Raw genomic sequence first — 11,854 nt, 5'->3', positions numbered from 1 at the left:
ACTCTTTGCGCGACTATAGTAGATTACTCGCCTCTTTCGAGCCCGATCGCCTAGGAAAATGGCATAATCCCCGCTCACGCTAGACGACCGAGTCGGGTCGCCGGCGAACGGCATCGTGGTGGGAAATGCAGAACGTCGGTGGGAATTTGTACCTGAGTTCGACCGATCTGGTCGGGCACCTGAACTGTACGTATCTAACGGTACTCGACCTCAAAGTGGCCAAGGGCGAGCTTCAGAAGCCCAAGGTCTGGGATCCGGTTCTTGAAACCCTTGCCGAGCGAGGTGCCGCGCACGAACAAGCCTTCATCGATCACTTGAAGACGCTCGGCATGGCCGTGACGGTGATCGATGGAATAGGGCTCGATCCCAAGTCCATTTCGGCGACCTTGGAGGCCATGACTCGCGGGGATGCGGTCATCGTTCAAGGAGCATTACAATCGGGGACGTGGAACGGTCGGGCCGACGTGCTTCGCCGAGTGGAAACGCCGAGCCGGTTCGGCGCCTGGTCGTATGAAGTTACCGATACGAAGCTCGCGCGCGAAACGAAGGGGAATACGGTTCTGCAGATATCACTGTATTCGGACATGCTTTCCGCGATGCAGGGTGTCGAGCCGACGTCGGCCCATGTCGTAACCCCGGATACGAATTTTGAGCCGGAAACCTATCGTATCGCCGACTACTCAGCCTACTACCGGCATGTGAGATCCAGTCTCGAAAGGGCAATCAACAACGGCGCCGGCGCCGCCTATCCCGAACCAATCGAACATTGCGACATTTGCCGGTGGCGCCGTGATTGCGACGATCGAAGGCGGCGGGACGACCACTTGTCGCTGGTCGCCGGTATCAGCAAGTCGCAGATCGGAGAATTGACCAGACGCGGAGTCGGCAGCACGGCCGCGCTCGCCGCCATGCCCATTCCCCTGGAATGGAGGCCGGAACGCGGAGCTGCCAAAAGCTACGAAAAGGTCCGCGAGCAGGCGAGAATTCAGGTCGAAGGCAGAACGAGCGGCTCGATGAAGTACGAGGCGCTACCGCCGATCGCGGGCTTCGGCCTGTCACGGCTTCCCGCGCCGTCGCGGGGCGATATCTTCTTCGATTTCGAGGGCGATCCTTTCGTCGGTGAAGGTGGTCTTGAATTCCTGTTCGGCTACTCCTTCCTCGATCACGAAGGGACGCCGACGTACGTGGGTGACTGGGCCTCGGACCGGCGGGAAGAGCGGGCCGCATTCGAGCGCTTCGTCGACTTCGTCACCGAGCGCCTCAAATCCTACCCCGATCTGCACATCTACCACTTCGCGCCGTACGAGCCGGCCACCATGAAGCGCCTGATGGGCCGTTACGCCTCGCGCGAGAATGAGGTCGACAACCTCCTGCGGGCCGAGATCTTCGTCGATCTGTTCGCCGTCGTCCGCCACGGGATTCGCGCCAGCGTGGAGAGCTATTCGATCAAGAAGCTGGAGCCCTTGTACTCGTTTACCCGTAGCGTTCCGCTGGAGGACGTCGGGGCAGTCATGGCCAGAACTCAAGCGCGGCTCGAAATGGCGGATGCCGCCGGCGTTCCCGATGCGGACAAGGACACGATCCGCGGCTACAACAAGGACGATGTCGACTCGACGGCCGCGCTGCGGGAGTGGCTCGAAGCGCTGCGCGCCAGTCTCATTGCCAGCGGCGAAATGATCGAACGGCCCGTTCCAAAGCCCGCAGAGGTCAGCGAAAAACTCGGCGATTGGCAGAAGAGGGTGGCTGTGCTCGTCGGAAGGCTTACGGAGGGTATCCCGGACGACGTCGCCGAACGGACGGTCCTGCAGCAGGCCCGTTGGCTGCTGGCATTCATGCTGGACTTTCACGGCCGGGAGAAGAAGGCCGTTTGGTGGGAATATTTCCGGCTACGTGATCTTTCCGCAGAGGACCTCCTCCACGAACGCGCCGGTCTCTCCGGGCTTACGTTCAAGGAAGCGGCCGGTGGCACCCCAAAGGTGCCTGTTCACAGGTACAACTTCGTCCTTCAAGATACCGATCTTCGGCCCGACAACGAGCTCAGGAGCATCGGCGGGCAGAAGTTCGGTAGCGTCGTCGCCATTTCGCATGAAGATCGGACCATCGATATCAAGAAGCGAGGCGATACCGCGGAATTCCATCCGGAAGCCGTCTTCGCGCACAAATCGGTGGATCGCGACGAACGTCCCGAGGCTCTCTTCCGGCTGGGACTGTACGTGGCGGAAAATGGAATTGAAGGAGGCGGCGAGCACCGCGCCGCGCGCGATCTTCTCCTATCGACCGCGCCGCGGCTGAAGGGAGAGAGCCTGCAGGTGGTGGGCGAGGATAGTTTGAAGACCGCCACCCGGGTTGCGCTTGCGTTGGACCAGAGCGTCTATCCGGTTCAAGGGCCGCCGGGCGCCGGGAAGACATTCACGGGAGCCCGCATGATCTGCGCTCTTGTGCGCGCCGGAAAGCGAGTTGGGATAACCGCCAATAGTCACAAGGTCATTCGGAATCTTCTCGACGAGGTCGTCGAAGTCGCAGGCGAAGAAGGTCTTCCGATCCGCTGCGTTCAGAAGGTCGATGAGAAGCATCAAGAAGACGATCTTGACAGCTTGAAGTTCGTCAAGAAGAACGAGCATGCCCTCGACGCTCTGCGGACGAACTGTCCCGTCGGCGGAGGGACATCGTATTTCTGGGCCCGGCCGGACGCACGCCTTAGCGTCGACGTGCTGTTCATCGATGAAGCCGCGCAGATGGCTCTCGCGAACGTGTTGGCCGTCGCACAAGCTGCGCAGAGCGTCGTTCTGCTGGGAGACCCGCGGCAATTGGAGCAGCCGATTCAAGGAAGCCATCCTGATGGCGTCGGAGTTTCGGCCCTGGACCATGTCCTCGGCCCCCATGCCACCATTCCGGCCGATCGGGGTCTGTTCCTCGCCGAGACGTGGCGGCTTCATCCCCTCATCTGTGCCTTCAATTCGGAACTGTTCTACGAAGGTCGCCTGAAGTCTCGACCGGGACTTGAGCGGCAGGAAATCAGGATCAATTCCGGACTTAACGGTTCTGGCCTTCGGTACCTTCCGGTCCAGCACGACGGAAATCAGAGTTCGTCGCCGGAAGAAGCCGATGCGATCCGCGACCTCATTGTGGACATCTTGGGATCCGGCACGACCTGGATCGACCGAAAAGGTAGTGAGTCCCCTATTTCGCTCGACGATGTCCTAATCATCGCGCCCTATAATGCGCAAGTCTTCGAGCTCCAGGAACGACTTCCCGGCGCTCGCATCGGCACTGTGGACAAATTTCAGGGCCAGGAGGCGCCAATAGTCATCTATTCCATGGCGACTTCCAGTCATGCGGATGCGCCACGCGGAATGGAATTCCTTTACAGCGCCAAACGACTGAACGTCGCGGTTTCGCGGGCGAAGTGCATTTGCATCGTAGTCGCGTCGCCGCGTTTGTTAGAGGCCGAGTGCCAGACTCCTCGTCAAATGCAACTCGCTAATGCTTTTTGTCGGTACGCCGAGATGGCGCCGGTATTGTAGGAAGCCTGGACTACGTAGAGCGTCCATCATCAAATCGAAACCACTTCAGGCTCGAACGGTAAATCGATCAAACGCCGTCAGGATTTGGCGGCTGATAAGTAATAGAGAAAATGGAATCAGTTGGCAGACAGATAACGAGATGGCAGAAATAGAGTCAGTCAGCGGACTGATAAGGAAACTGAAAAATCTTATCAGTCGCTTATGGCGGCAAAACTGATTTACACGTTTCACGTTGTTTGATGAGCTAATTCTAGTGTCGCAAATGTTCCGGCGAATGTCTGTTCGTGACCCAAGCGGACTATTGGCAAAGCAGCGCACGACCATAGGCTCTAACCGCATCGCGCTGCCGGGTTTGTATTTTACCTCAAATGCAAAGGCTAAGCACCTTAATGCGGCAAGCGGTGGCTTTAGAGCGACCTGAGGAAGCCGCTTCTCGTTTCACGGCCACCAGAGGCTCCTTTTCCTTCTTGCCTTTGCGCGGCTTCGACTCGTAATCGCCGGCAATCACCATGGCCCAATACGTGCGCTTGCCGCTTGCATCTTTAGCGCTCGCAATCCCAACGCGGGAGGCGTTTTGCAACAGAAGATTTTTGCGGTGCCCGGACGAATCGATCCACTGGCCGAGCGTCTTCTCGAAACTTTCGTAACCGTAGGCAATGTTCTCGGCGGCGCGCCCCGCTCGCGCTGGTGCAACCCGCGTGGTGAAGGAGCCAAGCACCTCGTGACTAAGATCATTCTTCGCCGCCATCGCTCGCGCCTGCTCCAGCGCAATGCGGTCGAGCGTTGCATCGCGCACGACACGGGGCTCGCCATGTTTGAGGCGGAAGCTGGAGATCAGTTCGGCCGGGGACTCGGCGGCCATTGCGGGTGCGGCCAGCAGTAAAAAGCTTGCCGTTACCCTACCAGCTGCACGAAGTGCAATTATCGCCCAGAAGCTCATTTGCTCACCAAGCCGGTTCCATGCCCTCCTACCTCTCGATCGGCAATGTGGACACTTCAAGGCATGGGCTGTCCCTAGCACGATGCAGCTCACTGTGGCCGGATTTCTTCTGCCATCTGCGGCGAAGCTGATCCGAACAACGCCGGCCACGGCAGCAGGCATTATAGCCAAAGCGGGCATAGCCAAGCTTGTCGACGGTTACCCGGAGGGATTTTCAGTTTCTGGCACTAAGCGGATATCCAAATTCCTATCCTTGGTTCGGCGAAATCAGGTCGGTTAGGATCCGAGAGCGTGACGAAGTTCCGACCATACGAGCGGCAGCGTCTTGGGGATTCGCGCTAAGGATAATGTCGCTGGTTGATCGCCGTTGAGAATGGCCGCGGTGATGGCCGGTGCGAGAAACGCGTAACGGAGTTCCTGCCGGACCAGCTTGGGATGCAGGTTAACGGCGGCTGCCAGCGCTTCAACAGTGTCAAATTTGTTGTTCTTCAGATCGCGCAGCCACGCATGAGCCCGAACAACGGCCTGCACCAATTTTGCATCGGGTTGGCGTTCGTTAGTTGCATCGACGATCGATGCCGAACCGGCCTGGGGCGGCTGCCAAGGAATCGTGAACTGGCTGGATCGAATCTTCGCTGCTGGAGATGTAGTAATTTTGATGGCACGGCTGCTTAGTTCGGCGCGAGCAACATAGGTGCTGATCACAGCCGTATTTAACACAGCCTCAGCAATCTTCAGCCGTTCCCGCAAGGCATTGATCAGCGCCTGTTCGATGTTGGTTGCCGAGACACGGGCGACCGATCCGGCTTGTGTTTTGCGGCCGCGCAGGATTGCTGAGCTGACGTAGAAGCGATAGCGAGCGCCATTCTTGCTTGAGAAGCTCGGGCTCATGGCATTGCCGCGATCATCGAATAGTTTGCCCATGAGGAGCGCACCGCTTTCAGTCCGTTTGACTTTCCGTTTGGTGGTGCTCGCCGCCAGCAGTTCCTGCACCTTGTCGAAGGTTTTGCGATCTACGATTGCCTTATGCTCGCCGGGATACCATTTGCCGCCGTGACCGGTCTCGCCAATATAAATCCGGTTTTTCAGGAAATGGGCGAGGGGACCGTAGGTGAACGGGATGCCACCGTTAAATTTCTTGACCTTGGTATTTCGCCGCTTGGTGACGATGCCGCGCTTGTCGAGATCGACAACAAGGCGGCCAAAAGACTGCAGCTCGATATAGCGGTGGAAGATGATGCGGACGGTTTCTGCTTCGGTGGGATTGATGACGAGTTTCTTGTCCCGTGCGTCATAACCGAGCGGCACCGTGCCCCCGGTCCATTTCCCCTTGCGCCGAGAAGCGGCCACCTTGTCTCGAACACGCTCCGATGACAGCTCACGCTCGAACTGAGCAAAGGACAGCAGAACGTTGAGGGTCAAGCGGCCCATCGAGGTCGTGGTGTTGAACTGCTGCGTGACGGCCACGAACGAGATTGATCTGGCGTCGAATGCCTCAACCAGCTTCGCAAAGTCGGCCAGCGATCGGGTGAGGCGGTCAATCTTGTAGACCACGACGACATCGACCTTCCCGGCGTCGATATCCTTCAGAAGTCGCTTAAGGGCAGGGCGCTCGAGGTTGCCACCGGAGAAAGCCGGGTCGTCATACGGCTGCGGCAGCACCTTCCAGCCGAGGGATGCCTGGCTTTTTATATACGCCTCGCAAGCTTCCCGCTGGGCATCGAGCGAGTTGAATTCCAGCTCGAGGCCATGTTCAGTCGATTTGCGGGTGTAGATGGCACAACGCAAGGTTTTGGCAGTATTACTCGCCATTGGACGTGGCCTTTTCTGCCTTCGACCGCAGCCCGAAGAACCGCGGTCCATTCCAATTGGTGCCAGCGATCAGAGAAGCGATCTCGGAGAGGCCCGCATAGGTTTTGCCGTCATAGGCAAACCCGTCCGGCCGGACCACAACCCGGTAGGTTTTCCCCTTCCACGTCCGGACCAGCTCAGAGCCGGGCTTGATGCGGCGCGGCAAATCAAGTTTTCCATTGGGCTTGGCGGCCATGGCTTTCACCAACTGGTCGAGGAGGCGCTTGGTTGGACTGGGCAACCCGCCATAGGCCTTTTCTTGAATCCGATGGGCGATGCTCCGGCGCAGGAGGTCGGGACCGAAAGCCTTTGGTGGCTCGGTCCTAAGCATCTCTCGATATCGTTTGCGCAATTCGACGATCGGAGCTGTCGCCAGCCGATCCAGTTCGGCTTCCATCTCTGGATCCGCTGGCTTCATGAAGGAGGGGCTTTGGTCATTTCGCGGTGCCCGCCTTTGCGATCCGGTAGACGCGCTGGCCATCGGTTTTAACCGAAGTCAAATTTAGCTTGAGCTTCTTGCGCACGGTGCCTGCAAAGAAGCCGCGCACCGAATGCTGCTGCCAGTCGGTGGTCTTCATGATGGCGGCTATGGTGGTGCCGAGCGGGGCGCGAAGCATTTCGAGGACTTTGTCCTGCTTGGACGAGGCGGCGGCCGGTGTCTTTGGCGGCGTCGGCTTCTTGGGCGGAGCGGCTGCTTGAGCCTTTGGAGACGGCTTGGTCGCTCGCTTGGATAGAGGTTTGGATTTGGGTACGGTTCTTGGCTTGGGGTTTCGATTGCTGGTAGCCATCTGGCTCTCCTCGCATGCGCGACAGCATCCTGTGCTGCCACTGCCGCAAGCCCGTCTTCTGTTGACGGGGGGAGAAGCCAAACGGTCGGCGGCGCGACCTTAGTCGCGCGACAGCCGATTGAGCAACGAGGCGGCATCGTGAAGCCGGCTCGCCTCATAGATCAGTTGTTCGATGTCCATCGAGACCGCGACACCTTCCGAGATGCTGCCAGCCAGTGCGCAAGCCTCGGCAGCCTTGGCGATCCGCGTGGCTTCGCCAAGACGCGAGCTGATCTCGGTCAAAATCAAACTTATCGTCTGTTCCGTAATTTTGCGATCCATCATGTGTCTCCGTTTACGGCGACAGTAGCGCTCCCCAAGCGCCTGAAGTCGAGTGGAAACGGAGCAATCTTGTGGCTCTTATCGGCGATTTTCGATCACGAAATGCTCGCGTTCGGCAAACCTACTTTTGCTTGTTGGTCATGGTCCGCGGAGCCGGCTTTCTAGTGACAAAGTCCCGAAAGAGCTTAACCGGGTCAGCTCCCAGCGCGCGGGCGATAGCGATAAATTCAATGACGTCGATCCGCCGCTCGCCGCCTTCGTACTTGGCTATAAAAGATTGCGGACGTCCCAACGCCTTGGCCAAGGCCTGCTGCTTTATCCCGGCCGCGTCCCGTGTCGCCGCGAGTAATTCAACAAAGCGGGCATATTCCGCGGATTTGAGGGACTTCTGCATGCGTCGCCACGGTCGTGAATCGGCGACAAGTAATCTGATCCCAAAACTGGATTATCCCAAAACTGGATATTATTTGCGAACGGAGGTAACTGTCTGGCGTCCACGATTTGGCGTGGCCTTGGGAGATTAATATGCGGAATTTGAACGAGGCGATTTTACTAACAATTGTGCTGGCAGGCTGCTCAGGCCTGAACCAACCATCGGCGCAGGTCAACGCTGCTCAGAGGCGCGATCTTCTGCCGCCGGAAAGGCAGGCGCTTGCACCGGTTTTTTCTGCAGGATTGAAAGATCCGGCAGCGGCGCAATTCAAGTGGATGCCGGTTGTTCTGAACGACCGTGACGGCATCACCGATTACTGCGGACTGGTGAACGGCAAAAACAGTTACGGCGGTTACACCGGCTTCGTCCGTTTTTATGCGCAGCTTCAGAAAGACGACAAAGGTCAGTTTACCCGCGCCACGCTCCGCGAGATTGAGTTGCCCAACCGGGAGGTCAATCCGCTTGATCCACGATGGCTCAACGGCATCTGCGAAAAGTTCGGCTACGACGACTTCAGTCAGGCGCGATGACCACAGCACCCGCACCCATCGGAGGAGAGCGACTCAATACCCGCCTCGAGTGGCAGGGAGCGGAATTCCTGGTCCTCGCTCATCTCCTGATCGAGGGCATTGAGGCTTACAAACCTTACGTCAATCAGCCCGGCTACGACATCGTGGCGCTTAACCCGAACGCCAATAAGCTTGCCCGGATCTCGGTTAAAAGCCGGTGGGCGACCAATCGGGCCGGTCATTTCCCGCTCAACAGCCTGGACTGTGATTTCGTCATCCATGTTGCTCTGAATAGAGGTGAGCGCAGGCAAAAGATGACGATCACCACCAAAGTCGAACAGGCGCAGATATTTGTCCTACCGATAGCAGTTTGCCAGCAGGCTCGGACTGGCTCAAACAAGATCAACATTCGGAATATCGCTGCGGTCGAGCAATATGAATCGAACTGGGGCTTGATCTGTCAGTTCCTCGGCGTAAAGCGCGAACAATCCCGAAGTTGAGCAAATAATACGTTTGGCCTCAAAGCCGACAAATACACGCTGAGATCGGTGTATTTGCTCTAGAATGTCGATGGGACCGATTCGTTTGGAGCGATACCATGATGCTCGACATGAAAGAATCTGAAACCAGCCGAGGAGTTGGTCGTCCTGGGGGCTCCGAAACGCGCCCGATGGAATCCAAATTCAACCTTTACAGGACGATTGAGGCTGCACGCGAGCGAGAGTTTCGCCGCACTGGGCGTCGGCCGTCCGTCAATAAAATCTGCGGTTGGATCGTCCGGCAAGGCGGTTACCATGAATTCATCGCCTGCGAGAATGCACAAGAGTTTCCGAAGAGTGACAAGGTCCAGCTCGGTCGCGTCAACGATGCCGGAACGGGAATCCAGATAGATCGTGACGGTGATGTGTTTCTGACAAATTCAGTCCAAAGTGCCGATTCGCTGCGCAGACGATATTACGAAGCGAAGGAATACCTGTCCGAAAATGACCTACTCGAAGTCATGGCTCGGCAGATCGGCGACATATTCGGCGAACCACGACCAACTGCCGATTGGTCGTTAGGTTGGCTCGCTCCACAGCGCATCATTCCGCCGCACTAAATTGTTCGCGCAACCGTCGCACGCGCGAATCTGAGATGAAAAGCCCTCTTCATGAGGGCTTTTCCATGAGTCGTGCACCCCGACGGACGCGTTTCGCAAATGAGACATCTCGCAAAGGCGGTCGCGCCGCCCTGACGAATGTAGGCACCGGCAAGTTCCAAATCGAATATCGAAGCATCGAGAGCTTGATCCTCGACTCCCGCAATCCTCGTCAGCATCCGCAAAAACAGGTGTTGCAGATCGCCGATAGCATCCGCGAATTCGGCTTCATCATGCCGGTCGTGATTGACGACAATGGGCAGGTGATCATCGGCCACGGGCGCGTTCTGGCAGCCAAGCAGCTGCGCATGTTCGAAGTGCCCGCGATCGAGGTGAAACACCTCTCACCGACGCAATTGAAAGCGCTCAGGATTGCGGACAACAAGCTTGCGCTTAATGCGCATTGGGACGAAAGGCTGCTCGGCGAGGAATTTGTCGCGCTTCAAGAACTGGACCTTGATTTCGAGATCGAGATTACCGGCTTTTCAGCACCCGAGATCGATCTCACGATCCAGAATCTAGGGCGCGAAGGTACTCAGGACCCTGACGAGCAAGGATCGATCACCGGAGCCGCCGTGTGCCAGTCCGGCGATCTTTGGCTTCTCGACGGACATCGCCTGCTTTGCGGCGACGCCACATCCGAGGCCGCATTCGAGGAGCTTATGGGAAAAAAGCGGGCGCAGCTCGTTTTTACCGACCCTCCATATAATGTCCGGATCGAAGGTCATGTCTCCGGAAACGGCCGGATCAAACACCGCGAGTTCGCTCAAGCCTACGGTGAAATGACTTCCGCCGAGTTCACTCGGTTTCTGACCAACTGTTGCGGTCTTCTCGCTGATTTTAGCGCTGATGGTTCAATTCATTTCGTCTGCATGGATTGGCGGCACGCAGAAGAGTTGCTGGCCGCCGGCAAGCAGATCTATTCAGATCTGAAGAACATCAACGTCTGGGCGAAAAACAACGCGGGTATGGGTTCGCTATACCGCTCGCAGCATGAATTCATCTTTGTGTTTAAGTCGGGCACTGCTCGGCACATAAATAACATCGAGCTTGGCAAGAACGGTCGCCATCGCTCGAACGTCTGGAGCTATGCGGGCGCAAACACCCAAGGGCGCCGAGGCAATAATCTCTTAGCTCTGCACCCGACCGCCAAGCCCGTCACGATGGTCATGGACGCCATCATGGATTGTTCCAATCGCGGCGACATCGTCCTCGACTCATTTCTCGGAAGCGGCACCACGCTCCTGGCGGCCGAACGCACCGGCCGCGTTTGCTACGGTCTGGAGCTCGATCCGCTTTACGTCGATACGATTATTCGACGGTGGCAGAATCTCACCGGGCGCGATGCGCGGCGCGCCGGCGACAACAAGACATTCCGCGAGATTGAGGCTGAAGCTGAAGGGGAGAAACAGGATGAAGAGTAAGCTGCGCAAAACGAAACACAACGAATCCGTCGGTTATTGCAATCCGCCAAAGCATTCACGCTTTCAGAAGGGTATCTCAGGCAACCCAAGCGGTCGGCCCAAAAAGCGACCTATCATAGTGAATCCGGCAGAGGTACTAGAACAAATTGATAGTGAAGAAATCATCGTGATCAATAACGGTAAGCGGAAGCGCATGCCAAAGGTGGAGATCGATTTTCGGCAGTTGATCGCGAAGGCGACAAAGGGTGACGTCAGATCGGCCCGGCTGGTGTTCAAGATGGCAGAAAAGTACTTTGCTAATGAAGCTCAGCATGACGTTTCTCCAGAAATCATCTCTCAGTCCGACGCGATCGAAAGATTTGGCCCAAACTGGGAGAGGTATGCAGTCAACATGGTCGCAGGTACGTGACGATGACGAAATCTTCAGCGCGGGGCGGCAACGTACGTGATGCCGGTTATGGGAAGCCTCCGAAGGCGTCGCAATTCAGAAAAGGAAAATCGGGCAATCCGAAGGGAAGGCCAAGAAAAACCAGTGTTGTGCTGTCGTCGGCCGTTATCTTCAGAAGGGTAATGGCCGAGGTTATCGAGGTGGCCGACCCTGGTGGAGTGCAGCACATGACACGGTGGGAGGCGCTCGTCAGGCAAATCTACACAATGTCCTTGAATAAGGATCCCGCCGCTACGCGACTCCTGCAAGGCCTTCGAGTGAAATTTCCAAGCCGCGTACCGTCCGGCGATCCGGTGGTTTGGGTGTTCAGCGATCGCGAAATGAAGATCTGATCGCGTAGTGGCAAAGTGTCCCCGGATTCGCGTAATGAGCCGTTATGGAACGTTGGTCATCGCTTGGAGATGCGATCCTGATCCAAACTGAAGTGGAAAGCAGTCTTCTTGCTCGCTGAAGAGTGGACGCCCGGAAGCTAGGATCA

13 protein-coding genes are annotated in these 11,854 nt (G+C 57.2%); 7 read left to right on the top strand and 6 right to left on the bottom strand.

All coding sequences use genetic code 11. The annotated features are described in order from the left end of the window. Positions 1-125 precede the first annotated feature (125 nt). Positions 126-3,524 (top strand): TM0106 family RecB-like putative nuclease, encoded by a 3,399-nt coding sequence (locus tag AC1RM7_RS18375; protein WP_492838922.1) that lies wholly within the window; start codon positions 126-128, stop codon positions 3,522-3,524. 364 nt (positions 3,525-3,888) lie between these two features. Here the strand turns inward: AC1RM7_RS18375 and AC1RM7_RS18370 are convergent, their stop codons facing one another. The 6 genes from AC1RM7_RS18370 to AC1RM7_RS18345 form a co-directional block, all read right to left on the bottom strand. After that, positions 3,889-4,464 (bottom strand): CAP domain-containing protein, encoded by a 576-nt coding sequence (locus tag AC1RM7_RS18370; RefSeq protein ID WP_492838924.1) that lies wholly within the window; start codon positions 4,462-4,464, stop codon positions 3,889-3,891. 276 nt (positions 4,465-4,740) lie between these two features. Next, positions 4,741-6,276 (bottom strand): recombinase family protein, encoded by a 1,536-nt coding sequence (locus AC1RM7_RS18365; protein WP_492838926.1) that lies wholly within the window; start codon positions 6,274-6,276, stop codon positions 4,741-4,743. Further along, the gene (locus AC1RM7_RS18360) at positions 6,266-6,712 is read right to left on the bottom strand and encodes a DUF2924 domain-containing protein (RefSeq protein WP_492838928.1); all 447 of its coding nucleotides are present in this window, start codon (positions 6,710-6,712) and stop codon (positions 6,266-6,268) included. The genes AC1RM7_RS18365 and AC1RM7_RS18360 overlap by 11 nt, the downstream gene beginning before the upstream one ends. Positions 6,713-6,749: 37 nt before the next feature. Then, positions 6,750-7,103, bottom strand: coding sequence for a DUF3489 domain-containing protein (locus tag AC1RM7_RS18355; protein WP_492838930.1), 354 nt, complete (start codon positions 7,101-7,103; stop codon positions 6,750-6,752). A gap of 99 nt (positions 7,104-7,202) precedes the next feature. After that, complete coding sequence (locus tag AC1RM7_RS18350; protein WP_492839320.1) at positions 7,203-7,424, bottom strand: hypothetical protein; 222 nt, start codon at positions 7,422-7,424, stop codon at positions 7,203-7,205. 121 nt (positions 7,425-7,545) lie between these two features. Continuing rightward, on the bottom strand, positions 7,546-7,818 hold the full coding sequence (locus AC1RM7_RS18345; protein ID WP_492838932.1) for a helix-turn-helix domain-containing protein: 273 nt from the start codon (positions 7,816-7,818) through the stop codon (positions 7,546-7,548). A 131-nt stretch (positions 7,819-7,949) separates the two neighbouring features. Between AC1RM7_RS18345 and AC1RM7_RS18340 the strand changes: the two genes are divergently transcribed. The 6 genes from AC1RM7_RS18340 to AC1RM7_RS18315 all read left to right on the top strand — a co-directional run bounded on the left by AC1RM7_RS18340 (position 7,950) and on the right by AC1RM7_RS18315 (position 11,708). Beyond that, on the top strand, positions 7,950-8,387 hold the full coding sequence (locus tag AC1RM7_RS18340) for a hypothetical protein (protein WP_492838934.1): 438 nt from the start codon (positions 7,950-7,952) through the stop codon (positions 8,385-8,387). Beyond that, positions 8,384-8,866 (top strand): hypothetical protein, encoded by a 483-nt coding sequence (locus AC1RM7_RS18335; protein WP_492838936.1) that lies wholly within the window; start codon positions 8,384-8,386, stop codon positions 8,864-8,866. The genes AC1RM7_RS18340 and AC1RM7_RS18335 overlap by 4 nt, the downstream gene beginning before the upstream one ends. Positions 8,867-8,964: 98 nt before the next feature. Beyond that, positions 8,965-9,465 (top strand): hypothetical protein, encoded by a 501-nt coding sequence (locus tag AC1RM7_RS18330; protein WP_492838938.1) that lies wholly within the window; start codon positions 8,965-8,967, stop codon positions 9,463-9,465. A 65-nt stretch (positions 9,466-9,530) separates the two neighbouring features. Beyond that, entirely contained in the window at positions 9,531-10,928 is a 1,398-nt protein-coding gene (locus AC1RM7_RS18325; RefSeq protein WP_492838940.1) for a site-specific DNA-methyltransferase, read from the top strand. Next, positions 10,918-11,337 (top strand): DUF5681 domain-containing protein, encoded by a 420-nt coding sequence (locus AC1RM7_RS18320; protein ID WP_492838942.1) that lies wholly within the window; start codon positions 10,918-10,920, stop codon positions 11,335-11,337. The genes AC1RM7_RS18325 and AC1RM7_RS18320 overlap by 11 nt, the downstream gene beginning before the upstream one ends. 2 nt (positions 11,338-11,339) lie before the next feature. Beyond that, the gene (locus AC1RM7_RS18315) at positions 11,340-11,708 is read left to right on the top strand and encodes a DUF5681 domain-containing protein (protein WP_492838944.1); all 369 of its coding nucleotides are present in this window, start codon (positions 11,340-11,342) and stop codon (positions 11,706-11,708) included. The last annotated feature ends 146 nt before the right edge of the window (positions 11,709-11,854 follow it).

The organism is Afipia sp. GW822-FHT03D08, from assembly GCF_058801645.1.
The sequence above is the reverse complement of the archived record's forward strand: the minus strand, read 5'-3'. Positions and strand labels throughout refer to the sequence as shown.

What these genes read in the sequence shown, in the direction of transcription:
- AC1RM7_RS18355 (WP_492838930.1), bottom strand. Translation starts at nt 7,103, where the DNA reads ATGGCTACCAGCAATCGAAACCCCAAGCCAAGAACCGTACCCAAATCC.
- AC1RM7_RS18345 (WP_492838932.1), bottom strand. Translation starts at nt 7,818, where the DNA reads ATGCAGAAGTCCCTCAAATCCGCGGAATATGCCCGCTTTGTTGAATTA.
- AC1RM7_RS18365 (WP_492838926.1), bottom strand. Translation starts at nt 6,276, where the DNA reads ATGGCGAGTAATACTGCCAAAACCTTGCGTTGTGCCATCTACACCCGC.
- AC1RM7_RS18330 (WP_492838938.1), top strand. Translation starts at nt 8,965, where the DNA reads ATGATGCTCGACATGAAAGAATCTGAAACCAGCCGAGGAGTTGGTCGT.
- AC1RM7_RS18320 (WP_492838942.1), top strand. Translation starts at nt 10,918, where the DNA reads ATGAAGAGTAAGCTGCGCAAAACGAAACACAACGAATCCGTCGGTTAT.
- AC1RM7_RS18315 (WP_492838944.1), top strand. Translation starts at nt 11,340, where the DNA reads ATGACGAAATCTTCAGCGCGGGGCGGCAACGTACGTGATGCCGGTTAT.
- AC1RM7_RS18370 (WP_492838924.1), bottom strand. Translation starts at nt 4,464, where the DNA reads ATGAGCTTCTGGGCGATAATTGCACTTCGTGCAGCTGGTAGGGTAACG.
- AC1RM7_RS18335 (WP_492838936.1), top strand. Translation starts at nt 8,384, where the DNA reads ATGACCACAGCACCCGCACCCATCGGAGGAGAGCGACTCAATACCCGC.
- AC1RM7_RS18375 (WP_492838922.1), top strand. Translation starts at nt 126, where the DNA reads ATGCAGAACGTCGGTGGGAATTTGTACCTGAGTTCGACCGATCTGGTC.
- AC1RM7_RS18360 (WP_492838928.1), bottom strand. Translation starts at nt 6,712, where the DNA reads ATGGAAGCCGAACTGGATCGGCTGGCGACAGCTCCGATCGTCGAATTG.
- AC1RM7_RS18325 (WP_492838940.1), top strand. Translation starts at nt 9,531, where the DNA reads ATGAGTCGTGCACCCCGACGGACGCGTTTCGCAAATGAGACATCTCGC.
- AC1RM7_RS18350 (WP_492839320.1), bottom strand. Translation starts at nt 7,424, where the DNA reads ATGGATCGCAAAATTACGGAACAGACGATAAGTTTGATTTTGACCGAG.
- AC1RM7_RS18340 (WP_492838934.1), top strand. Translation starts at nt 7,950, where the DNA reads ATGCGGAATTTGAACGAGGCGATTTTACTAACAATTGTGCTGGCAGGC.